The following is a 24,353-nucleotide window of genomic DNA, read 5'->3' as shown; positions in this document are numbered from 1 at the left end:
TGAGCAAACCTGACTACGGGGCATAATGTGTCCACCATGTCCCCGCACGTGTGTCCACCATGTGTCCGGTCCGTACAGAAGGACCCAAAAGGAACCAAAAGGTCCTCGCCCCATCGTACGGCCTTCGCTGCGCTCAGGTTCCCTCGCTCCGGCTCTGCTCCGTGGGCCCGCCGCCACGGGCCATCCATGGCCCATCGCGGCTCTCCCGGCATCCATGCCGGTCGACCCACTCCGCAGAACCTCCTCTCGGCCTCCCGGGAGGGCAGGCAGATCAAAAGCACTGCGCCCCGAGGCGGCCGACCGGCCGGCCTGTTCGGTCAATTCAGAAGCGGCCCTGGCCCAGGTGTCAGACTTGTTGTGTTGTGCGGCCGTCTGGCTCCGACGCTGTTATGGGCTTGCTCGGTGTTTGGAATATTTTGCTGGTGGAAGTGGTATTGTTGGACAAGAAGCAAGAGCAAGCCAGGCGTAAGCCCTTGCAGGGCAACGCTTTAGCAATAAAGTCTGAATTCACACTTCGTTTTTAATGCATCTTGTGGTATAAAATGCGCCGCTTTGCGGGTATAGCCCGCAGAGCACAAACCCACACACGTGTCGACACGATGACCTGGGTGCCTTCAGCTTTGAAGCTGCTGGTTGGTCGTTGGGATACGTGGAGGCCTAACCCGACTTATTAAGGAACTATCATGTCCCAAGTCAACATGCGCGATATGCTGAAGGCCGGTGTGCACTTCGGTCACCAAACCCGTTACTGGAACCCGAAGATGGGTAAATACATCTTTGGCGCGCGTAACAAGATCCACATCATCAACCTTGAAAAAACCCTGCCAATGTTCAACGAAGCTCTGACTTTCGTTGAGCGCCTGGCCCAGGGCAAAAACAAGATTCTGTTCGTCGGCACCAAGCGTTCCGCTGGCAAGATCGTTGCTGAAGAAGCAGCACGTTGCGGTTCGCCGTACGTGGATCACCGCTGGTTGGGCGGCATGCTCACCAACTTCAAAACCATTCGTGCTTCGATCAAGCGTCTGCGTGACCTTGAAATCCAGGCAGAAGACGGTACTTTCGCCAAGCTGACCAAGAAAGAGGCGCTGATGCGCACTCGCGATCTGCAGAAGCTGGATCGTAGCCTGGGTGGTATCAAGGACATGGGCGGTCTGCCAGACGCTCTGTTCGTTATCGACGTTGACCACGAGCGTATCGCGATCACCGAAGCTAACAAGTTGGGTATCCCGGTAATCGGCGTTGTCGATACCAACAGCAGCCCAGAAGGTGTTGACTACATCATCCCGGGTAACGATGACGCAATCCGCGCTATCCAGCTGTACATGGGTGCGATGGCTGATGCTGTGATCAAAGGCCGTAACCACGTTGCTGGCGGCACCGACGTTTTCGTCGAAGAAGCTCCAGCTGCAGCGGTAGTTGAAGGCTGAGTAATTAACGCCTAGCGTTTACTCAGTACGCAAAAAGGGGGCTTGGCCCCCTTTTTGCCACCTCGAAATCCATTTGTTGTAACCCTGTTTGTTGTATCTGTATCAGATGGCGACCTGCACGGTTGATTCGGGGTGCGCTTCAAACGAATTGAACGCCCGTTCGGTCGGGTGGAATGGTTGAAAACCTATCCAAGAGGAATTTTGAAATGGCAGAGATTACTGCAGCGTTGGTTAAAGAACTGCGTGAGCGTACTGGCGAAGGCATGATGGACTGCAAGAAAGCCTTGACCAAGGCTGGCGGCGACATCGAAAAAGCCATTGATGACATGCGTGCTTCGGGCGCCATCAAGGCAGCCAAAAAAGCAGGTAACGTTGCTGCTGAAGGCGCTATCGCAGTTAAAGTTGCAGACGACAACAAGTCGGCTGTAATTCTTGAAGTCAACTCGCAAACCGACTTCCTGGCTCTGCAAGACGACTTCAAAAAATTCGTTGCTGACAGCGTTGAAAAAGCGTTCGCTGACAAACTGACCGACGCAGCTCCGCTGATCGCTGCTCAAGAAGCTGATCGTCTGGTTCTGGTTGGTAAAGTAGGCGAGAACGTCAACATCCGTCGTCTGGCCCGCATCGAAGGTGACGTTGTTGATGCTTACCTGCACGGCAACAAGATCGGTGTTGTTGTAGCTCTGAAAGGCGGCAACGCTGAGCTGGCTCGTGACATCGCCATGCACGTAGCTGCAAGCAACCCTGAGTTCCTGCTGCCTTCGCAAGTTTCCGCTGATGCCATCGAACGCGAAAAAACCGTGTTCATGAGCCTCAACGAAGACAAGATCAAAGGCAAGCCAGCCGAAATCGTTGAAAAAATGGTTGCCGGTCGTATCAGCAAGTTCCTGGCTGAAGCCAGCCTGGTTGAGCAAGCGTTCGTCAAGAACCCGGAAATCAAGGTCGGCGATCTGGCCAAGAAAGCCGGCGCTGAAATCGTTTCCTTCACTTACTTCAAAGTAGGTGATGGCATCGAGAAGCCAGTTGACGACTTCGCTGCTGAAGTTGCTGCTCAAGTGGCTGCAAGCAAGCAATAAGACGGTTCTAAACTGTCGACCCGAAGAGGCTGCCCGCTCACGCGCGCAGCCTCTTTTCAAATGGGAGGGGATTTTTCCTTCTCGGCGGAACCGGTTTGCAAAATCGTGTTCCGATGGTGCTGCTGTGCAGTGCCACAGCTAGAACAAGCGCGGGTTGAAAAATGACCTCGCACAGATTATCTATAAAACGCGGCAGGAGAGATTCGCAATGGCTCAGCAGGGCAGTGGTTATCAAGCTCGCTATAAACGCATTCTACTCAAGCTAAGCGGCGAAGCCCTGATGGGCTCTGAAGAGTTCGGGATCGATCCCAAGGTGCTCGACCGCATGGCGCTGGAAGTGGGCCAACTGGTCGGCATCGGCGTTCAGGTAGGACTGGTGATTGGTGGTGGCAACCTGTTCCGTGGTGCTGCATTGAGCGCCGCCGGTATGGATCGTGTGACTGGCGACCATATGGGCATGCTGGCTACCGTGATGAACGCCCTGGCCATGCGCGATGCGCTGGAACGTGCGAATATCTCCGCCATCGTTATGTCGGCCATTTCCATGGTTGGTGTGACCGATCATTACGATCGTCGCAAGGCCATGCGCCACCTGAATGCCAAGGATGTGGTGATTTTCGCTGCAGGCACCGGTAATCCTTTCTTCACGACGGATTCGGCAGCATGCTTGCGTGCCATTGAAATCGACGCTGATGTCGTGCTCAAGGCAACCAAGGTTGACGGCGTGTACACCGCAGATCCATTCAAAGACCCGCATGCCGAGAAGTTCGATCATCTGACTTACGATGAAGTACTGGATCGCAAACTGGGTGTTATGGACCTGACGGCCATCTGTCTGTGCCGCGACCACAAAATGCCATTGCGTGTATTTAATATGAACAAGCCCGGCGCCCTGCTTAATATTGTCCATGGCGGCGCTGAAGGTACTCTGATCGAGGAAGGTCAACAATGATCAACGAAATCAAGAAAGACGCTCAAACGCGTATGCAGAAGTCGCTGGAATCCCTGGCCCATGCATTTGGCCAGATCCGTACCGGCAAGGCTCACCCGAGCATTCTGGGCAGCGTGATGGTGCCTTACTATGGCTCGGATACTCCGATCAGCCAGGTCGCCAACATCACCGTTAAAGACTCTCGCACCCTTCAAGTTGTAGCGTTCGAGCGCAACATGCTGGGCGCAGTCGACAAGGCCATCCAGAGCGCCGGTCTGAACCTGAACCCGACCAACCTGGGTGAGCTGCTGCTGATCTCCATGCCGGCCCTGACTGAAGAAACCCGCAAGGTTTTCGCCAAGCAGGCCCGTGATGCAGCTGAAGATGCCCGTATTGCCGTGCGCAATATCCGTCGCGACGCCTTGAGCCAATTGAAAGACCTGGTCAAGGAAAAGGAAATCAGCGAAGACGAAGAGCGTCGTGCTGCTGATGATATCCAGAAGCTGACCGACAAGGCCGTGGCGGATATCGAAGTTGCCACCAAGCAGAAAGAAGCGGACCTGATGGCCGTATAAGGGTCAGGGCGTTTTATGGAAAAGACGAAGCAGGCTGACCCGTCATCTGTTCCGCGACATGTCGCGATCATCATGGACGGTAATAATCGCTGGGCAAAAAAACGCTTTCTGCCAGGTGTTGCCGGGCATAAAGCGGGTGTGGATGCAGTTCGCGCGGTCATTGAAGTGTGTGCCGGAGCCGGGGTCGAGGTACTGACCCTGTTCGCGTTTTCCAGTGAAAACTGGCAGCGGCCCGCCGCTGAAGTCAGTGCCTTGATGGACCTGTTTTTCAGGGCGCTGCGTCGTGAGGCCAAGCGTCTCAACGAAAACGAGATCAGCCTGCGGATCATTGGCGACCGCTCGCGCTTTCATCCCGATTTGCAAAAGGCGATGCGTGAAGCGGAAGCAATGACAGTGGGCGAAGGCCGCTTTGTCTTGCAGATTGCCGCCAATTACGGTGGCCAGTGGGATATCGCGCAGGCCGCGCAGCAGTTGGCGCGTCAAGTCCAGACAGGGCACTTGCAGCCGGAGGATATCACTCCGGGTTTGCTGCAAACCTGTTTGGTAACGGGTGATCTGCCATTGCCCGATCTGTGTATCCGCACCGGTGGCGAGCACCGCATCAGCAATTTCTTGCTGTGGCAGCTGGCCTATTCCGAGTTGTACTTCTCCGACCTGTTCTGGCCGGACTTCAAACACGAGGCCATGCAGCACGCATTGGCTGATTTCGCTTCTCGCCAGCGCCGCTTCGGTAAAACGAGCGAGCAGGTTGAGGCTGGAGCCCGGATTTAATGCTTAAACAAAGAATCATCACTGCACTTATCTTGCTGCCAATTGCCTTGTGTGGCTTTTTCCTGCTCGAGGGCAGCGGCTTTGCGCTGTTTATTGGCCTGGTCGTGACCCTGGGTGCCTGGGAGTGGGCGCGTCTTGCCGGCTTTGAGGCGCAAGGTGCACGGGTGCTGTTTGCTGTAGTAGTGGCCGCGCTGCTGTTGGGGCTGCATATATTCCCCGATCTGGCGCCCTGGGTGCTGGGCGCGGCGGTGTTGTGGTGGGCGACAGCGACCTTTCTGGTGCTGACCTTTCCGCAATCGGCTGCGCACTGGTCGAGTATTGCGGCCAGGCTGGTGATCGGTCTGTTGATCCTGCTGCCGGCCTGGCAAGGGCTGGTCCTGATCAAGGCGATGCCGCTGGGCAACTGGCTGATCATGGCGGTGATGGTTCTGGTATGGGGCGCAGATATTGGTGCCTATTTTTCCGGGCGCAAATTCGGCAAGCGCAAGCTTGCCCCCAAGGTCAGCCCGGGCAAAAGCTGGGAAGGTGTATTTGGCGGTCTGTTGCTCAGCCTGCTGATCACCGCGGTCGTGGGTATAGTGCGTGACTGGAGCGCTTCGCAGATGTTTGTTGCACTGCTGGGCGCTGCTGTGATCGTCCTGATTTCGGTGGTGGGCGACCTCACGGAAAGCATGTTCAAACGCCAGGCCGGGGTCAAAGACAGCAGTAACCTGCTGCCGGGCCATGGTGGTGTACTGGATCGTATCGACAGCCTGACGGCGGCGATCCCGGTATTTGCTGTATTGCTGTGGATGGCGGCTTCATGAACCGTCCACAACAGATTACTGTTCTGGGGGCTACGGGTTCCATTGGCCTGAGCACCCTGGATGTTATTGCGCGTCACCCTGACCGCTATCAGGCCTTTGCCCTGACAGGCTACAGCCGTCTCGCCGAACTGCTGGCCTTGTGCATCAAGCACCGGCCGCAGGTTGCCGTGGTGCCGGATGAGCGTGCTGCCAGCCAGTTACAGGCGGATTTGCGCGCAGCCGGGCTCAATACCGAGGTGTTGGTAGGTGAGGAGGGCTTGTGTCAGGTTTCGTCGGCTCCTGAAGTGGATTCGGTGATGGCGGCAATTGTCGGTGCCGCAGGCCTGCGCCCGACACTGGCGGCGGTCAATGCCGGCAAGAAGATCCTGCTGGCCAACAAAGAAGCGTTGGTGATGACCGGCGACCTGTTTATGCAGGCCGTGCGTCGCAGCGGTTCGGTATTGCTGCCCATCGACAGCGAACACAACGCGATTTTCCAGTGCTTGCCCCGGGACTTTTCCCGTGGCCTGGGTAATGTCGGTGTTCGTCGGATTTTGCTGACAGCCTCTGGTGGTCCATTCCGTGAGACGCCGCTGGCAGAGCTTGAGCATGTCACGCCGGATCAAGCCTGTGCTCATCCCAATTGGTCGATGGGGCGCAAGATTTCGGTAGATTCGGCCAGCATGATGAACAAAGGCCTGGAGCTGATCGAGGCCTGCTGGCTGTTTGATGCGCGCCCGGAACAGGTCGAGGTGGTGATCCATCCGCAAAGCGTGATTCACTCGCTGGTCGATTATGTGGATGGCTCGGTGCTGGCCCAGTTGGGCAACCCCGATATGCGTACGCCGATTGCCAATGCCCTGGCCTGGCCTGAGCGGATTGACTCGGGTGTTGCGTCGTTGGACCTGTTTGCAGTGGCGCGGCTGGACTTCCAGCGCCCTGACGAGCAACGCTTCCCTTGTTTGCGTCTGGCTCGCGAGGCTGCCATGGCGGGTAATAGCGCGCCAGCGATGCTCAATGCGGCAAACGAAGTTGCCGTGGCCGCCTTTTTGGACGGGCGAATTCGTTATCCGCAGATCGCGCGTATTATCGAAGACGTATTGAACAGCGAGCCCGTTGTGGCCGTCGACGAATTGGAAGCGGTATTTGCCGCAGATAGCAAAGCCCGGATGCTGGCTGAACAGTGGTTGAGTCGTAACGGCTGAAAGTGATGTGAGCCGGAACCGGACAGAATCGCGGAGAAAGTAGATGAGTGCGCTCTATATGATTGTTGGCACCCTGGTGGCATTGGGTGTGCTGGTCACTTTTCATGAATTCGGTCACTTTTGGGTGGCGCGCCGTTGTGGCGTCAAGGTTCTGCGCTTCTCCGTGGGCTTCGGTACGCCTCTGCTTCGCTGGCATGACCGCCAGGGCACCGAGTTTGTAGTTGCTGCCATTCCGTTGGGTGGCTACGTCAAGATGCTCGATGAGCGCGAAGGCGAAGTGCCCGCCGAGCAGCGCGATCAATCGTTCAACCGCAAGACCGTAGGCCAGCGCATTGCCATCGTTGCGGCCGGGCCAATTGCCAACTTCATGTTGGCCATGGCGTTCTTCTGGGTGCTGGCAATGATGGGCAGCCAGCAGGTGCGGCCGGTCATCGGTGCAGTGGAAAGCGGCAGCCTGGCGGCTCAGGCCGGGCTGACTGCCGGTCAGGAAATCGTCTCCATCGATGGCGAGCCAACCACGGGCTGGTCAAACGTCAACCTGCAGCTGGTTCGCCGTCTGGGCGAAAGCGGTTCGTTGCAGGTGGTGGTGCGTGAGCCGGGTACAACGGCTGAAACGTCCCGTCAGTTGGTATTGAAAGACTGGCTCAAGGGCGCTGATGAGCCGGATCCGATCAAGTCGTTGGGGATTCGCCCATGGCGTCCCGAGTTGCCAGCCGTTCTGGCAGAACTCGACCCTAAAGGCCCTGCCCAGGCTGCCGGGCTTAAAACCGGTGACAAGCTGCTGGCTATCGACGATCAGCCGGTCAAGGACTGGCAGCAGGTCGTGGACTGGGTGCGGGTACATCCGCAAGCCCGTATTGTTTTGCATGTCGAGCGCGACGGTGTGCCGGTAGAGATTCCGGTCACGCTGGCTGCGCGTGGCGAAGGCAAGGCAGCAACCGGTTATCTGGGGGCCGGCGTCAAAGGTGTCGACTGGCCACCATCGATGATCCGTGAAGTCAGCTATGGCCCGCTCGCGGCAATCGGGGAGGGGGCCAAACGCACCTGGACCATGAGCATATTGACGCTCGACTCACTCAAGAAAATGTTGTTCGGCGAGCTCTCGGTAAAAAACTTGAGTGGACCGATAACCATTGCTAAAGTGGCGGGCGCTTCTGCCCAGTCGGGTGTTGCTGATTTCCTGAATTTCCTGGCTTATCTGAGTATCAGCCTCGGGGTTCTGAATTTGTTGCCCATACCTGTACTGGATGGGGGACATTTGTTGTTTTATCTGATCGAGTGGGTGCGTGGTCGCCCCTTGTCGGATCGGGTGCAGGGTTGGGGAATGCAGATCGGTATCAGCTTGGTGGTCGGGGTGATGTTACTTGCCTTGATCAACGATCTGGGCCGTCTGTAAACGCTTCGCTGAATTGCGAATCTGCCGCATTTTGCGGCAGTTTGTTTATTGCCAGTTGGAATAAGAAAGGACTTCATGAAACGTCTGCTGCTAACTGCGGTTCTCGCCGTACTGATGATCGCCGAAGTTCACGCCGAGTCCTTCACTATCTCTGATATCCGTGTCAACGGCCTCCAGCGGGTTTCCGCCGGTAGCGTGTTTGGCGCGTTGCCTCTGAACGTGGGTGAAGTAGCGGATGACCGCCGTCTGGTGGAATCCACTCGTGCGTTGTTCAAAACCGGGTTCTTTCAGGACATCCAACTGGGTCGTGATGGCAATGTGCTTGTTATCACGGTTGTCGAACGTCCTTCCGTCTCCAGCATCACCATTGACGGCAACAAGGCGATCTCCACTGATGACCTTATGAAAGGTCTTAAACAGTCGGGCCTGGCCGAAGGTGAAATCTTCCAGCGCGCCACCCTTGAAGGCGTGCGCAACGAACTGCAACGCCAGTATGTTGCCCAGGGCCGCTACTCGGCGACGGTAGACACCGAAGTGGTGCCCGAGCCGCGTAACCGGGTTGCCTTGAAGGTCAATATCAACGAGGGCACGGTTGCCGCGATCCAGCACATCAACGTGGTGGGCAACACGGTTTTCCCTGAGTCCGACCTGGTTGACCTGTTTGAACTCAAGACCACGAACTGGCTGTCGTTCTTCAAGAACGACGACAAGTACGCACGTGAAAAACTGTCGGGTGACCTTGAGCGTCTGCGCTCCTACTACCTCGATCGCGGCTATATCAATATGGATATTGCTTCGACCCAGGTATCGATCACGCCTGACAAGAAAAGCGTCTACATCACCGTTAACGTGAATGAAGGCGAAAAATACAATGTTGGCGAAGTGAAACTGAGCGGTGACCTCAAGGTTCCGGAAGATCAGATCAAGTCGCTGCTGCTGGTTCAGCCGGGCCAGGTGTTCTCGCGCAAGCTGATGACCACCACCTCGGAGCTGATCACCCGTCGTCTGGGTAACGAGGGCTATACCTTCGCCAACGTCAACGGCGTACCTCAGCCAAACCCTGAAGATCACACCGTGGCCATCACCTTTGTGGTCGATCCGGGCAAGCGTGCTTACGTCAACCGCATCAACTACCGCGGCAACACCAAGTCGGCTGACGAAGTGCTGCGTCGCGAAATGCGCCAGATGGAAGGTGGCTGGGCATCGACTTACCTGATTGACCAGTCCAAGGTCCGCCTTGAGCGTCTGGGCTTCTTCAAGGAAGTCAACGTCGAGACTCCGGCAGTGCCAGGCACTGACGATCAGGTTGACGTGAACTATGCAGTAGAAGAGCAGGCGTCGGGTTCCATTACCGCCAGCGTCGGTTTTGCCCAGAGCGCAGGTTTGATCCTGGGCGGTTCGATTACCCAGAACAACTTCCTGGGTACGGGCAACAAGGTCAGCATTGGCCTGACCCGCAGCGAATACCAGAGCCGCTACAACTTCAGCTATGTCGATCCGTACTGGACAGCTGATGGTGTGAGCCTGGGTTACAACGCTTTCTACCGCACTACCGACTACAAAGACCTCGACGTTGACGTAGCAAACTACTCGGTGGACAGCCTGGGTGCTGGTATCACCATGGGCTACCCGATCAGCGACACATCGCGCCTGACCTATGGCCTGACTGTGCAGCAGGATGAAATCAGCACCGGCCAGTACACCGTTGACGAGATTTTCGACTTCGTAAACCGTGAAGGCGACAAGTACCTCAACTTCAAGGCATCGGTCGGCTGGTCTGAATCGACCCTGAACAAAGGCGTATTGCCGACTCGCGGCAGCTCGCAGAGCCTGGTGTTTGAAACCACCATTCCAGGCAGCGACCTGCAGTTCTACAAGCTGGACTACCGTGCCCAGCTGTTCCAGCCGTTGACCGACACCTACACCATGCGCCTGCACACCGAGTTGGGCTATGGTGATGGCTATGGTTCCACCGAAGGCCTGCCGTTCTATGAAAACTACTACGCGGGTGGCTTCAACTCGGTACGTGGCTTCAAGGACAGCGCTCTGGGCCCACGCAGCACCCCAAGCCGTGGTGCTGGTGTAACCGGTAACGTAGGCACCATTGCCGACCCGGACCAGGATCCGCTGCCATTCGGTGGTAACGTGCTGATCCAGGGTGGTGTGGAAGTGTTGTTCCCTATGCCGTTCGTCAAAGACCAGCGTTCCCTGCGCACCTCCGTGTTCTGGGATGTGGGTAACGTGTTCGACACCAACTGCAAGGGCGATACCAAGGATTGCGATATCGGCTTCAGCAACCTGGCCAGCTCTGTGGGTGTTGGTGTGACCTGGGTGACTGCGCTTGGCCCGCTGAGTTTCAGCTTGGCCATGCCGATCAAGAAACCGGATGATGCCGACACTCAAGTGTTCCAATTCTCCCTCGGCCAGACTTTCTAAAGCCTGACTTCAGATACAGACAACGGATTTTTTAGGAGTGCATCGTGCGTAAGTTGACTCAATTGGTTCTCCTGGCTTCGGTTCTAGTGGCTGGCCCGGCTTTCGCCGACATGAAAATTGCCGTGCTGAACTATCAGATGGCATTGCTTGAATCGGACGCCGCCAAGCGTTACGCCGTAGATGCCGAGAAGAAATTTGGCCCGCAACTGACCAAGCTCAAAAGCCTGGAAAGCAGCGCCAAGGGTATTCAGGACCGTCTGGTAAAAGGCGGCGACAAAATGCAGCAGGGCGAGCGTGAGCGTCTGGAGCTTGAATTCAAGCAAAAGGCCCGTGACTTCCAGTTCCAGTCCAAGGAACTGAACGAAGCCAAAGCCGTTGCTGACCGTGAAATGCTGAAACAGCTGAAGCCGAAACTGGACAGCGCTGTTGAAGAAGTCATCAAAAAAGGCGCCTTTGACCTGGTGTTCGAGCGTGGTGCTGTGATTGATGTTAAACCTCAGTACGACATCACTCGCCAAGTTATCGAGCGCATGAATCAGCTGAAGTAATTATGACTGCGACTATAAAACTCGGCCAATTGGCCGAGTTCCTCGGGGCCACCTTGCGTGGCTCTGCGGAGAAAGAAATCACTGGGCTAGCCACTTTACAAGAGGCTGGCCCAGCTCAGTTGAGCTTTCTGGCCAACCCCCAGTACCGAAAATTCCTTGTCGACTGCCAGGCCGGAGCTGTATTGCTCAAGGCTGCTGACGCCGAAGAGTATCCCGGTGATGCCCTGGTTGTGCCGGATCCTTACCTGGCTTATGCGCGGATTTCCCATCTGTTTGATCCCAAACCCAAAGCCACTGCCGGCGTTCATCCATCGGCAGTGATTGCTGCTGACGCGGTGGTTGACCCTGCGGCGAGCATTGGTGCGTTTGCCGTCATCGAAAGCGGTGCGCGCATCGCTGCCGGTGTCACGGTGGGCCCTCATTGCTTTATCGGGGCGCGTTGCGAAATCGGTGAAGGCGGCTGGCTGGCTCCACGCGTGACGCTTTATCACGATGTTCGCATCGGCAAGCGCGTGGTTATTCAGTCGGGCGCAGTGCTGGGCGGTGAAGGCTTTGGTTTTGCCAACGAAAAAGGCGTGTGGCAAAAAATCGCGCAAATCGGTGGTGTGACCATTGGTGATGATGTCGAAATCGGTGTCAACACGGCCATCGACCGCGGCGCCCTGGCCGATACCGTAATCGGTAATGGGGTCAAGCTGGATAACCAGATCCAGATCGCGCACAACGTTCAGGTCGGTGACCATACGGCCATGGCCGCATGTGTCGGGATCTCGGGCAGCACCAAGATCGGCAAGCACTGCATGCTGGCAGGTGGTGTCGGTTTGGTGGGGCACATTGAAATTTGTGACAATGTATTCTTGACTGGCATGACAATGGTGACCCACTCGATTACCGAGCCTGGCGCCTACTCTTCCGGTACCGCGATGCAGCCGGCCGCCGAGTGGCGCAAAAGTGCGGCACGTATTCGTCAGCTGGACGATATCGCCCGGCGATTGAAACAACTGGAAAAGCACGTCGGTAAGTGACCCCCGGCGGTAAAGCTTCTTCAAAAGGTTAATACAATTTCCATATCAAGCGTGCAGAGCCATTGGTTTGCTTCCTTGATTTGCTAGAGGAGCGCGCCTTAGTCGCGCGCGCCCAATCTTTATTACAGGCTTCCCCACGAAATGATGGACATCAACGAGATTCGCGAATATCTGCCCCACCGTTACCCGTTCCTGCTGGTGGACCGAGTGGTGGATCTGGATGTCGAGAACAAGCGCATTCGTGCCTACAAGAATGTCAGCATCAATGAGCCTTTTTTCAACGGTCACTTCCCGGCCCACCCGATCATGCCGGGCGTGTTGATCATCGAGGCCATGGCTCAGGCAGCCGGCATCCTTGGTTTCAAGATGATGGACCTCAAGCCGGCTGACGGTACACTTTATTACTTCGTAGGTTCCGACAAGCTACGCTTTCGTCAGCCTGTGCTGCCAGGTGATCAACTGATCCTTGAGGCCAAGTTCTTGAGCTGCAAGCGTTCCATCTGGAAGTTCGAGTGCCAGGCAACGGTTGACGGCAAGCCGGTATGCTCGGCTGAAATCATTTGTGCGGAACGCAAACTATGAGTTTGATTGACCCTCGCGCAATCATCGATCCGACGGCCATTTTGGCCGACGACGTCGAGGTCGGCCCTTGGTCGATCATCGGCGCTGGTGTGGAAATCGGCGAGGGGACTGTGATTGGGCCGCATGTGATTCTCAAGGGCCCAACCAGGATCGGTAAGCACAATCGCATCTACCAGTTTTCTTCGGTAGGCGAGGACACCCCTGATCTGAAGTACAAGGGTGAGGAAACTCGCCTGGTGATCGGTGACCACAACGTGATTCGTGAAGGTGTCACCATTCATCGCGGCACCATTCAGGACCGCTCTGAAACCACGCTGGGTGATCACAACCTGGTAATGGCCTATGCCCATATCGGCCATGACAGCGTTATTGGCAATCATTGCATCCTGGTCAATAACTCTGCGTTGGCAGGCCATGTGCACATGGGTGACTGGGCCATCCTGTCCGGTTTTACCCTGGTCCATCAGTTCTGCCACATCGGTGCGCACAGCTTTTCGGGCATGGGCACTGCCATTGGCAAGGACGTTCCTGCATTTGTAACCGTGTTTGGCAGCCCTGCCGAAGCACGCAGCATGAACTTCGAAGGCATGCGTCGTCGCGGTTTCAGTGACGATGCCATCCATGCCTTGCGTCGTGCCTACAAGGTGGTTTACCGCCAGGGGTTGACTGTTGATCAGGCGCTTGCAGAATTGGCCGAGCCTGCTGCGCAGTTCCCGGAAGTTGCCATGTTTGTAGAGTCCATACGCTCTTCCACTCGCGGCATCACGCGCTAGTCATGGCCAGATTGCGTATCGCGCTGGTAGCGGGTGAGGCCTCGGGCGACATATTGGGTTCGGGGTTGATGCGGGCACTCAAGGCCCAGCATTCTGATATCGAATTTATCGGCGTGGGTGGTCCATTGATGGAAGCAGAGGGCATGAGCTCCTACTTCCCGATGGAACGTCTGTCGGTGATGGGTCTGGTTGAAGTGCTGGGTCGCCTGCGTGAATTGCTCAAGCGCCGCAAGCTGTTGGTTCAGACCCTGATCGCCGAAAAGCCCGACGTGTTTATCGGCATCGACGCCCCCGACTTCACCCTCAATATCGAACTTCAATTGCGTCGTGCCGGGATCAAGACCGTGCATTATGTGAGCCCGTCCGTGTGGGCGTGGCGGCAGAAGCGCGTGCTGAAAATCCGCGAAGGTTGCGATTTGATGCTGACGTTGCTGCCATTCGAGGCGCGCTTTTACGAAGAGCACGGTGTGCCCGTGCGTTTTGTCGGGCATTCGCTGGCAGACACCATTCCTCTTGAGGCCGACAAGGCCGGTGCGCGCGCCGAGTTGGGCCTGCCTGACGGGCCGTTGGTCGCCTTGATGCCGGGTAGTCGTGGTGGTGAAGTTGGCAAGCTTGGCGGGTTGTTTCTCGATGCCGCGCAAATAATCCGCCAAGCTCGCCCTGATGTGCGCTTTGTGTTGCCTTGCGCGAACGCAGCGCGTCGTGAGCAGATCGAACAGTTGCTGGTGGGGCGCGACCTGCCGCTGACCTTGCTCGACGGCCAGTCGCACCTCGCGCTCGCGGCCTGTGATGCGGTCTTGATCGCATCGGGCACGGCCACTCTTGAAGCCTTGCTGTACAAGCGGCCGATGGTGGTGGCTTATCGTCTTGCGCGTCTCACGTTCTGGATTCTCAAGCGTCTGGTCAAAAGCCCGTATGTGTCGCTGCCCAACTTGCTGGCCCAGCGCATGCTGGTGCCCGAGCTGTTGCAGGATGCAGCCACGCCTGAGGCACTGGCCCGCACCTTGCTGCCTTTGCTTGAGGGTGGTGAAGAGCAGACCCGCGGCTTTGACGAAATTCATCGCACCTTGCGTCTCGACGCTTCCAATCAGGCCGCCAAAGCGGTACTGGACCTGATTGCACAATCCAAATGAGTAAAGTAACCATGCAAATCGGCTTGGACTTCAATCTGGTCGAAGACCTCGTGGCGGGTGTCGATGAAGTGGGTCGTGGCCCCTTGTGCGGTGCTGTGGTAACGGCCGCCGTGATTCTCGACCCCAGTCGGCCTATCGCCGGGCTCAATGATTCGAAAAAGCTCACTGAAGCCCGTCGCGAAAAGCTCTTCGACGAAATTCGTGAAAAAGCACTGAGCTGGTGCATTGCCCGGGCCGAAGTCGAAGAAATCGACGAGCTGAACATTCTGCACGCCACCATGCTGGCCATGCAGCGCGCTGTTGAAGGGCTGAGCATTACCCCGAAACTGGCCATGATCGACGGTAATCGTTGCCCCAAGCTGGCTATGCCAGCCGAGGCCGTGGTCAAGGGCGATAGCAAGGTACCGGCAATTGCCGCAGCATCGATTCTGGCCAAGGTCAGCCGTGACCGCGAAATGGCTGCATTCGAGCTGCAGTACCCTGGCTATGGCATTGGCGGGCACAAGGGTTACCCAACGGCCGTTCATCTTGCAGCCCTTGAGCGCCTGGGGCCTACACCGATACATCGCCGTTCGTTTGGTCCGGTGCGTCGTGCTTACGAGGCCCTTGAAGGCCTTTAGCCATAAGGCTGATGTTTTTGCCAAGGCCCGGTACAATCCGGGCCTTGTTGTTTCTCAAAGCTTATAGACAGGATCACCATGCCGGCTTCATTCGTTCACCTGCGCCTGCACACTGAATACTCCCTGGTCGATGGCCTGGTGCGGATCAAACCGCTGATCAAAACTCTGGCCGGCATGAATATGCCCGCTGTCGCGGTGACCGATCAGAACAACATGTGCTCCCTGGTCAAGTTCTACAAGGCGGCCATGGGCGGCGGCATCAAGCCGATCAGTGGTGCAGACCTGTGGCTGTCGAACAAGGACCCTGAAAACCCCCTCAGCCGTATCAGCCTGTTGGCGATGAACCCGTTGGGCTATCGCAACCTGACCGAGCTGATCTCCCGTGGTTACATCGATGGCCAGCGCAATGGCCAGGTCATCATCGAGCGCGAGTGGGTAGCCGAGGCCGCCGATGGCCTGATCATGCTGTCGGCTGCGAAAGAGGGCGAGATCGGTGTCGCGCTGATCAGTGGCAACACTGAAGAAGCCGAGACCCTGGCCCGAGAATGGATGACGGTGTTCCCTGACCGCTTCTATATCGAAGTGCAGCGTACCAAGCGTCCCAATGACGAAGAGCATCTGCATGCGGCTGTGGCCCTGGCAGACAAGATCGGCGCGCCGCTGGTGGCAACCAACGATGTGCGCTTTATCAGGCAACAGGACTTTGAGGCTCACGAAACCCGCGTCTGCATTGGTGAGGGCCGGGCACTGGACGACCCGCGTCGCTCCAAGAATTACAGCGATCAGCAGTATCTGAAAAGCGCCGAGGAAATGGCCGAGCTGTTCAGTGACTTGCCTGATGCTTTGGCAAACACGGTTGAAATTGCCAAACGCTGCAATATCGAAGTAAAGCTGGGCACTCACTTTTTGCCCAACTTCCCGATCCCTGATGGCATGACCATCGATGAATATTTCCGCAAGGTGTCATTTGACGGCCTGGAAGAGCGCCTGAGCGTTCTGCTGCCCAAAGACACCACCGAGGATTACGACACCAAGCGTCAGGTGTATGTCGACCGGCTGAATTTCGAACTGGATATCATCATCCAGATGGGGTTCCCGGGTTACTTCCTGATCGTGATGGACTTTATTCAGTGGGCCAAGAGCAATGGCGTACCGGTAGGGCCGGGCCGGGGGTCGGGTGCCGGCTCGCTGGTGGCCTATGTACAGAAGATCACCGACCTTGATCCGCTGGAATACGACCTCCTGTTCGAACGATTCCTTAACCCGGAACGGGTATCGATGCCCGACTTCGACGTCGACTTCTGCATGGATGGTCGCGACCGGGTAATCGAGTATGTGGCCGAAAAATACGGACGCAACGCGGTAAGCCAGATCATCACTTTCGGTTCGATGGCCGCCAAGGCGGTAATCCGTGACGTGGCGCGGGTGCAGGGCAAGTCCTACGGCCTGGCGGATCGTCTGTCGAAGATGATTCCGTTTGAAGTCGGTATGACCCTGGAAAAAGCCTTCGAGCAGGAGGAAATCCTGCGCGACTTTATCAAGGTCGATGAAGAAGCGGCCGAAATCTGGGAAATGGCCCGCAAGCTTGAAGGCGTTGTACGTAACGTCGGCAAGCACGCCGGTGGTGTGGTGATCGCACCGACCAAACTGACTGACTTCTCGCCGATTTACTGCGACGAAGAGGGTGGTGGTCTGGTTACCCAGTTCGACAAGGATGACGTTGAGTCTGCTGGCCTGGTGAAGTTCGACTTCCTCGGTCTGCGGACCCTGACAGTGATCGACTGGGCGTTGAAAACCATCAACCGCGATCGCGCCAAGGTCGACGAGCCACCGCTGGATATCGCCTTTATCCCGCTGGACGACAAGCCGACCTACCAGTTGCTGCAAAAGGCCGAAACCACCGCGGTGTTCCAGCTCGAGTCGCGCGGTATGAAAGAGCTGATCAAAAAGCTCAAACCCGACTGCCTGGAAGACTTGATCGCACTGGTGGCCCTGTTCCGTCCAGGGCCGCTGCAGTCAGGCATGGTTGATGACTTTATCAACCGTAAGCACGGCCGTGCCGAACTGGCGTACCCGCACTCCGATTATCAGTACGAAGGCCTCAAGCCGGTATTGGCACCCACTTACGGCATCATCCTGTATCAGGAACAGGTGATGCAGATTGCCCAGGTCATGGCCGGGTATACCCTCGGCGGCGCAGACATGCTGCGTCGGGCCATGGGTAAGAAAAAACCTGAAGAAATGGCCAAGCAGCGCGGTGGCTTTATTGAAGGTTGCGCCAATAACAATATTGACGCTGACCTGGCCGGTAACATTTTCGACCTGGTGGAAAAATTCGCCGGTTACGGTTTCAACAAATCCCACTCCGCTGCCTACGGCCTGGTGTCGTACCAGACCGCCTGGCTGAAAACCCACTACCCGGCGCCATTTATGGCCGCGGTACTGTCGGCGGATATGCACAACACCGACAAGGTGGTGATCCTGATCGAAGAGATTCGCAGCATGAAGCTGCGTCTCGATGCGCCGGATGTGAATGCCTCGGAGTTCAAGTTCACGGTGAACGATGAAGGCCGGATCATTTATGGCCTGGGGGCGATCAAGGGGGTGGGCGAGGGGCCTGTCGAGGCCATTACCGAGGCGCGTCAGGACGGCCCGTTCAAGGATTTGTTCGATTTCTGCGCCCGGGTTGACCTCAAACGTATCAACAAGCGTACTCTTGATGGCCTGATCCGCAGCGGTGCCCTTGACCGCCTGGGGCCGTTTTTCCATGACGAGCCCAAGGCCTGGCAAGCCAACATCGACCAGAACCGTGCGGTGTTGCTGTCGGCGCTGGAAGAAGCGATCAAGGCAGCCGAACAAACTGCGCGCACCCATGACAGCGGGCACGCCGACCTGTTTGGCGGGTTGTTTGTCGAGGCTGATGCGGACGTCTATGCCCACCACCGCAAGGCCAGGGAACTGACGCTCAAGGAGCGACTCAAAGGCGAGAAGGACACTCTGGGCCTGTACCTGACCGGCCATCCGATTGACGAGTACGAGGGCGAGATCCGCCGCTTTGCCCGCCAGCGCATTATTGATCTCAAGCCAGCCCGTGATACCCAGACCGTTGCCGGGATGATTATCGCGTTGCGGGTGATGAAGAACAAAAAAGGCGACAAGATGGGCTTTATCACTCTCGATGACCGTTCGGCGCGCATTGAAGCGTCGTTGTTTGCCGAGGCGTTTCATTCGGCGCAGTCGCTGTTGCAGACTGATGCGATGGTGGTGGTCGAAGGTGAAGTCAGCAATGACGACTTCTCCGGTGGCCTGCGCCTGCGGGTCAAACGGGTGATGAGCATGGAAGATGCACGCACCAGTCTGGCCGAGAGCTTGCGCCTGAAAGTGAACCGGGACGCGCTCAAGGGTGATCAGTTGCGTAATCTGGGCGAGTTGCTGAAAAAACATCGCGGAGCCTGCCCTGTCACCATGGAGTACACGGGCGAAGAGGCCAAGGCCATGCTGCAGTTTGGCGAGACCTGGCGGATCGATCCGGCAGACAGCTTGATTCAAGCCCTGCGTGACCAGTTCGGGCGAGACAACGTCTTCCTCCAATACCGTTGACGGTCAGGGGCCATAGCTGCGCCCTGACCTCGACCTGAATTTTTAATCTCGACCTGAGAGCGCCTGTCCCTTAAGGTAGGCGCGATACAGATCAACCGGCTGCCCCAGCTCGGTTAGAAACGCCAGCAATTGCTGGGTTTCAGACCCTCTGGCATGCTTTGCCGCCGACCCAAGACGGATGCTTATGAACCCGAATTTTCTTGATTTCGAACAGCCGATTGCTGACCTGCAAGCCAAAATCGAAGAGTTGCGCTTGGTTGGTAATGACAATTCGCTGAATATCAGTGATGAAATCTCTCGTCTGCAAGACAAAAGCAAAACGCTGACTGAAGATATTTTCGGCAAGCTGACCAGCTGGCAGATTGCCCGTTTGGCCCGTCACCCGCGTCGTCCCTACACGCTGGACTACATCGATCACATCTTCACCGAGTTCGATGAGCTGCATGGCGACCGCCACTTTGCCGATGACGCTGCCATTGTTGGCGGTATTGCCCGTCTGGACGATCAGCCAGTGATGGTGATTGGTCATCAGAAAGGCCGTGAAGTGCGTGAAAAGGTACGACGCAACTTCGGTATGCCGCGCCCTGAAGGCTACCGCAAGGCCTGCCGTCTGATGGAAATGGCCGAGCGCTTCAAGATGCCGATCCTGACCTTTATCGACACGCCGGGTGCTTACCCGGGTATCGACGCCGAAGAGCGCAACCAGAGCGAAGCCATTGCCTGGAACCTGCGCGTCATGTCGCGCCTGAAAACCCCTATCATCGCCACCGTTATCGGCGAAGGCGGTTCGGGCGGTGCATTGGCCATTGGCGTGTGCGACCAGTTGAACATGCTGCAGTACTCGACCTACGCGGTGATCTCGCCGGAAGGTTGCGCCTCGATTCTGTGGAAAACCGCCGAAAAAGCGCCGGACGCAGCTGAAGCCATGGGTATCACTGCAGAACGTCTGAAAGGCCTGGGCATCGTCGACAAGGTGATTGGCGAGCCATTGGGCGGCGCGCACCGTGACCCGGCTGCGGCTTCTGCGAGCATTCGTGCCGATCTGATTTCCCAGCTCGACATGCTCAAGAAGCTGGATCACGAAGCCCTGCTCAAACGTCGTTATGATCGTTTGATGAGCTACGGTCTCTGATACCTGATTAAAACCGGCCCTCACCCCAACCCTCTCCCGGAGGGAGAGGGAGCTGATTGGTGGTGTTCTCGCTACCGCGTGCGGTCAGTCCCCTCTCCCTCTGGGAGAGGGCTAGGGTGAGGGGCTTTTAATGGCTGACATGTCAACTCTACTTCTGCAAGCCCTCGGCCCCTGGCGCAACGCCAAGGCCTGGCACGTCGCGCTCTCCGGCGGACTCGATTCCACAGTTCTGCTGCACCTTCTCGTTCAATTACGTAAAACCCACTCATTACCGCCTATCACCGCTGTCCATGTGCATCATGGCCTACAGGCGGCGGCCGATGCGTGGCCAGCCCATTGTCAGGCACTGTGTAAGGGGCTTGGAGTGCCCTTGCAGGTGATTGCCGTGCAGGTGCAGGCGGGCGCAAGTGTCGAGCGTGCAGCGCGGGATGCGCGCTATCAGGCGTTTGCGGCGATCAGCGGTGCCGGGGAGGTGCTGCTGCTCGGGCAGCATCGCGATGACCAGGCTGAAACCCTGTTGTTTCGCCTGTTGCGCGGGGCGGGTGTCAGCGGCTTGGCGGGCATGCCGCGCCAGCGTCGCCTGGGCGCAGGACACCTGTGCCGGCCTTTGCTGGACGTGTCCCGCGCCCAGCTTGAGTCATATGCCCGAACACAGGGTCTGAGCTGGATTGAGGACCCGTCTAACACCCAGACAGATTTTTCCCGCAATTTCCTGCGCCATGAAGTCCTTCCGGTCCTCGCTCGGCGCTGGCCCCAGGCGGCTGCCAGCATGGCCCGCAGCGCAGCGCACTGTGCCGAGGCGCAGGGTTTGCTGGATGAACTGGCCCAGCAGGATTTGCACGCTGCGGGCTTTACCAGCGAGTTTGCCTGGCTTGGCTTGCCCTCCCTGGAACTGACCGCCATCGCCAGCCTGTCACCTGCCCGTCAGCGCAATGCCTTGCGTCACTGGCTGTCAGCCTTCACGTCATTGCCGGACACCGACCATTGGGCGGGGTGGGATGCCCTGCGGGATGCCCGCATCGATGCGCAGCCGGTGTGGAAGCTCGCAGACGGCGAGTTGCATCGTGCCGGTGGACGTATTTGGTGGCTGGCCGGCGAATGGTTGCACCAACCGATCGCCCCGGTGTTGTGGCCCTGTCCTGATCAGGCCCTGGCGCTGCCGGGTAATGGTCGTGTGCATTTTGTCGGGGATATCCCGGATGGCCCTTTGCAAGTGAGCTATCGTCTAGGGGGCGAAGTGATGGCGCAGGCACAGCGCGGTCATCGTGATCTCAAGCGGCTGCTCAACGAGCGAGGTGTTCCGTTGTTTGCCCGTGGCAGATTGCCGCTTCTGTACCGCAATGAGCAGTTATTGGCCGTGGCAAACCTCCCTGGACTGGACTCCAGCCCCTGTGGGCACTGGAAATTGCAGTGGCTGCCAACTTCGAGCGATCAAGGTTTGAGCTGAAAGGGGGTTTCCGGTAGACTACGCTCCCTTCTTGATACAACTTCTGTGGATTCACCAGAATTGCAGATGTTGCCGATTACCAAGCAGTCTTTGCTGGGCGATTTTAAAAAAATGTGTGGCTTGCATCGAACCGGTGGTTTCCATCGGTCTGTTTCAACGCAGCAGTTTTTCGAAAGGTGCACTGTGACTAATGCTGGTGATTGGGGGCTTCGGCCTTCCTTCGCTTTCCCCGGCGGCTCTGACCGCTTTAACGCAGACTTCTAGGGTTTTTCATGACGCGCTACATCTTCGTCACGGGCGGTGTTGTTTCTTCATTGGGGAAAGGCATTGCCTCGGCTTCATTGGCAGCCATCCTGGAGGCGCGGGGACTTAAGGTCACCATGCTGAAGCTGGACCCCTACATCAACGTTGATCCGGGCACCATGAGCCCGTTCCAGCACGGTGAAGTGTTCGTCACGCACGACGGCGCCGAAACCGACCTGGACTTGGGCCATTACGAGCGGTTTATCCGCACGACCATGACCCAGAACAACAACTTCACCACGGGCCGCGTTTACGAACACGTCCTGCGCAAGGAGCGCCGTGGTGATTACCTGGGTGCAACCATTCAGGTAATTCCGCACATCACCGACGAAATCAAACGTCGGATCATCAAGGGCGCCGGCGATGCCGACGTAGCGATGGTTGAGATTGGCGGCACTGTGGGTGACATTGAGTCGCAACCGTTCCTCGAAGCTATCCGTCAGCTGCGCATCGAAGTGGGCGCCAAGCGCGCCATGCTGATGCACCTGACTCTGGTTCCGTACATTGCCACCGCTGGCGAAACGAAAACCAAACCTACACAGCACTCGGTTAAAGAGCTGCGTTCCATCGGCCTGCAGCCAGACGTACTGATCTGCCGCTCCGATCACCACGTTGATGTGTCTTCGCGTCGCAAGATCGCGCTGTTCACCAACGTTGAGGAACGTGCTGTCATTTCGCTGGAAGACGCCGACACCATCTACAAGATCCCGGGCATGCTGCACGCTCAGGGCCTGGATGATTTCGTCGTTGAGCGCTTTGGCCTGGAATGCAACAGCGCCGACCTGTCCGAGTGGGACAAGGTCGTCGACGCCAAGCTGAACCCGGAGCACGAGGTCACCATCGCGATGGTCGGCAAGTACATGGAACTGCTGGACGCGTACAAGTCGCTGATCGAAGCGATGAGCCACGCCGGTATTTCCAACCGTACCAAGGTCAACCTGCGCTATATCGACTCCGAAGACATCGAAAACAAAGGCACCGAGCTGCTTGAAGGCTGTGATGCCATTCTGGTTCCGGGCGGCTTCGGTCTGCGCGGCGTCGAAGGCAAGATCACTGCCGTTCAATATGCACGCGAGAACAAGGTGCCATACCTGGGTATCTGCCTGGGCATGCAAGTAGCGGTTATCGAGTTCGCACGTAATGTGCTGGGCTGGAAAGACGCCAACTCCACCGAATTCGATCGCAGCAGCGGCCATCCGGTTGTCGGTCTGATCACCGAGTGGGAAGACGCCACCGGTGCAGTCGAAACCCGTACCGAAACTTCCGACCTGGGCGGCACCATGCGTCTGGGCGCGCAGGATTGCCAGCTGCAAGCCGGTTCCCTGGTTCACGATTGCTATGCCAAGGACGTGATTGTTGAACGTCATCGTCATCGCTATGAAGTGAACAATAACCTGCTGCCGCAACTGACCGAAGCAGGCCTGAAAGTGACCGGTCGTTCCGGTGACGGCGCGTTGGTAGAAGTGGTTGAAGCTCCGGACCATCCTTGGTTTGTCGCTTGCCAGTTCCACCCGGAGTTCACCTCCACGCCACGTGATGGCCATCCATTGTTCACCGGTTTCGTCAAAGCTGCACTGGCGCAACACGAGAAGAAGGCGTAATCAGAATGGCGCAAAAGATTATCCGTGTAGGCAATATCGAAATTGCCAACGACAAGCCAATGGTCTTGTTCGGTGGCATGAACGTGCTGGAAAGCCGTGATATGGCCATGCAGGTTTGCGAAGAGTACGTACGGGTCACCGAAAAGCTCGGTATTCCTTACGTGTTCAAGGCCAGTTTCGACAAGGCCAATCGTTCATCTGTCAGCTCTTACCGTGGCCCAGGCCTCGAAGAAGGCATGCGGATTTTTCAGGACATCAAGGCCGCCTTCGGTGTGCCGCTGATTACCGACGTCCACGAGCCTGCGCAAGCGGCCGTGGTCGCCGAGGTCTGCGACATCATCCAGTTGCCGGCTTTCCTGTCGCGTCAAACTGACCTGGTCGTGGCCATGGCCAAGACCGGCGCCGTGATCAACATCAAAAAAGCCCAGTTCCTTGCGCCTCAGGAAATGAAACACATCCTGAGCAAATGCGAAGAAGCGGGCAATGATCAGTTGATCCTCTGCGAACGTGGTTCCAGCTTTGGCTACAACAACCTTGTTGTCGACATGCTGGGCTTCGGCATCATGAAGCAGTTCGAATACCCGGTGTTTTTCGACGTGACCCATGCGCTGCAAATGCCTGGCGGTCGCTCGGACTCTGCCGGTGGTCGTCGTGCCCAGGTAACCGACCTGGCCAAGGCTGGTATCAGCCAGAGCCTGGCCGGTCTGTTCCTGGAAGCACACCCGGATCCTGACAACGCCAAGTGCGACGGCCCTTGTGCCTTGCGCCTGGACAAGCTGGAGCCATTCCTGGCTCAGCTGAAGTCGCTGGATGAGTTGGTTAAAAGTTTTCCGACAATAGAAACCGCGTAACCCTCGTTTCTCCGGTAAAGTACCGCACGATTTCTCGGGCCTCAGGGCCCGAGCCTTATCGCCCGCAAGGCTGCCCGCTATTTGACCCTTGCCGCCGATAACAATATTTCCCTCAGCTGCGTCGTTTTCGTCAACT

Annotated in this window: 19 protein-coding genes and 1 pseudogene; all 20 read left to right on the top strand. The window is 57.2% G+C overall.

The window, feature by feature from the left end; genetic code table 11:
* Positions 1-683: 683 nt before the first annotated feature.
* Positions 684-1,427 (top strand): 30S ribosomal protein S2, encoded by a 744-nt coding sequence (gene rpsB / locus GHN92_RS21070; RefSeq protein ID WP_016781981.1) that lies wholly within the window; start codon positions 684-686, stop codon positions 1,425-1,427.
* Between the two features lie 206 nt (positions 1,428-1,633).
* A complete protein-coding gene (tsf, locus tag GHN92_RS21065) occupies positions 1,634-2,503 on the top strand; it encodes a translation elongation factor Ts (protein ID WP_095001308.1) in 870 nt (289 codons plus the stop codon).
* Positions 2,504-2,711: 208 nt separating this feature from the next.
* Positions 2,712-3,455 (top strand): UMP kinase, encoded by a 744-nt coding sequence (pyrH, locus tag GHN92_RS21060; protein WP_003440426.1) that lies wholly within the window; start codon positions 2,712-2,714, stop codon positions 3,453-3,455.
* Positions 3,452-4,009, top strand: a complete 558-nt coding sequence (gene frr, locus GHN92_RS21055) for a ribosome recycling factor (RefSeq protein WP_016781983.1) — start codon at positions 3,452-3,454, stop codon at positions 4,007-4,009. The genes pyrH and frr overlap by 4 nt, the downstream gene beginning before the upstream one ends.
* 15 nt (positions 4,010-4,024) lie before the next feature.
* Positions 4,025-4,780, top strand: coding sequence for a polyprenyl diphosphate synthase (gene uppS / locus GHN92_RS21050; protein ID WP_095001309.1), 756 nt, complete (start codon positions 4,025-4,027; stop codon positions 4,778-4,780).
* A complete protein-coding gene (locus GHN92_RS21045; RefSeq protein ID WP_095001310.1) occupies positions 4,780-5,586 on the top strand; it encodes a phosphatidate cytidylyltransferase in 807 nt (268 codons plus the stop codon). The genes uppS and GHN92_RS21045 overlap by 1 nt, the downstream gene beginning before the upstream one ends.
* Positions 5,583-6,770, top strand: coding sequence for a 1-deoxy-D-xylulose-5-phosphate reductoisomerase (gene ispC / locus GHN92_RS21040; RefSeq protein WP_133144276.1), 1,188 nt, complete (start codon positions 5,583-5,585; stop codon positions 6,768-6,770). Before GHN92_RS21045 ends, ispC begins: the two co-directional genes overlap by 4 nt.
* A gap of 43 nt (positions 6,771-6,813) precedes the next feature.
* The gene (gene rseP / locus GHN92_RS21035) at positions 6,814-8,166 is read left to right on the top strand and encodes a sigma E protease regulator RseP (RefSeq protein WP_095018172.1); all 1,353 of its coding nucleotides are present in this window, start codon (positions 6,814-6,816) and stop codon (positions 8,164-8,166) included.
* Positions 8,167-8,241: 75 nt separating this feature from the next.
* On the top strand, positions 8,242-10,602 hold the full coding sequence (gene bamA, locus GHN92_RS21030; protein ID WP_095001313.1) for an outer membrane protein assembly factor BamA: 2,361 nt from the start codon (positions 8,242-8,244) through the stop codon (positions 10,600-10,602).
* Between the two features lie 44 nt (positions 10,603-10,646).
* The gene (locus GHN92_RS21025) at positions 10,647-11,150 is read left to right on the top strand and encodes an OmpH family outer membrane protein (protein WP_003440444.1); all 504 of its coding nucleotides are present in this window, start codon (positions 10,647-10,649) and stop codon (positions 11,148-11,150) included.
* Positions 11,151-11,152: 2 nt separating this feature from the next.
* Positions 11,153-12,207: pseudogene (gene lpxD, locus GHN92_RS21020) on the top strand (UDP-3-O-(3-hydroxymyristoyl)glucosamine N-acyltransferase).
* Positions 12,208-12,316: 109 nt separating this feature from the next.
* The gene (gene fabZ / locus GHN92_RS21015) at positions 12,317-12,757 is read left to right on the top strand and encodes a 3-hydroxyacyl-ACP dehydratase FabZ (RefSeq protein ID WP_016781990.1); all 441 of its coding nucleotides are present in this window, start codon (positions 12,317-12,319) and stop codon (positions 12,755-12,757) included.
* Complete coding sequence (gene lpxA / locus GHN92_RS21010; RefSeq protein WP_095001315.1) at positions 12,754-13,530, top strand: acyl-ACP--UDP-N-acetylglucosamine O-acyltransferase; 777 nt, start codon at positions 12,754-12,756, stop codon at positions 13,528-13,530. The genes fabZ and lpxA overlap by 4 nt, the downstream gene beginning before the upstream one ends.
* A gap of 2 nt (positions 13,531-13,532) precedes the next feature.
* Complete coding sequence (gene lpxB, locus GHN92_RS21005; RefSeq protein WP_133144274.1) at positions 13,533-14,663, top strand: lipid-A-disaccharide synthase; 1,131 nt, start codon at positions 13,533-13,535, stop codon at positions 14,661-14,663.
* Positions 14,664-14,674: 11 nt separating this feature from the next.
* Entirely contained in the window at positions 14,675-15,283 is a 609-nt protein-coding gene (gene rnhB / locus GHN92_RS21000) for a ribonuclease HII (protein ID WP_153381037.1), read from the top strand.
* Positions 15,284-15,361: 78 nt separating this feature from the next.
* Positions 15,362-18,883 carry a DNA polymerase III subunit alpha gene (dnaE, locus tag GHN92_RS20995; RefSeq protein ID WP_095001318.1) on the top strand — a complete coding sequence of 1,174 codons (3,522 nt, stop codon included), beginning with the start codon at positions 15,362-15,364 and terminating at the stop codon, positions 18,881-18,883.
* Between the two features lie 184 nt (positions 18,884-19,067).
* The gene (locus GHN92_RS20990; protein WP_016781995.1) at positions 19,068-20,015 is read left to right on the top strand and encodes an acetyl-CoA carboxylase carboxyltransferase subunit alpha; all 948 of its coding nucleotides are present in this window, start codon (positions 19,068-19,070) and stop codon (positions 20,013-20,015) included.
* A 130-nt stretch (positions 20,016-20,145) separates the two neighbouring features.
* Complete coding sequence (gene tilS / locus GHN92_RS20985; protein WP_095038749.1) at positions 20,146-21,462, top strand: tRNA lysidine(34) synthetase TilS; 1,317 nt, start codon at positions 20,146-20,148, stop codon at positions 21,460-21,462.
* Positions 21,463-21,734: 272 nt separating this feature from the next.
* Positions 21,735-23,366, top strand: coding sequence for a CTP synthase (locus GHN92_RS20980; RefSeq protein WP_029611550.1), 1,632 nt, complete (start codon positions 21,735-21,737; stop codon positions 23,364-23,366).
* 5 nt (positions 23,367-23,371) lie between these two features.
* Positions 23,372-24,217, top strand: a complete 846-nt coding sequence (gene kdsA / locus GHN92_RS20975; RefSeq protein WP_016781998.1) for a 3-deoxy-8-phosphooctulonate synthase — start codon at positions 23,372-23,374, stop codon at positions 24,215-24,217.
* Positions 24,218-24,353 lie beyond the last annotated feature (136 nt).

The organism is Pseudomonas sp. FSL R10-2964, assembly GCF_009600035.1.
Classification (GTDB): domain Bacteria; phylum Pseudomonadota; class Gammaproteobacteria; order Pseudomonadales; family Pseudomonadaceae; genus Aquipseudomonas; species Aquipseudomonas bubulae.
This window is presented reverse-complemented; position numbering and strand designations above follow the sequence as displayed.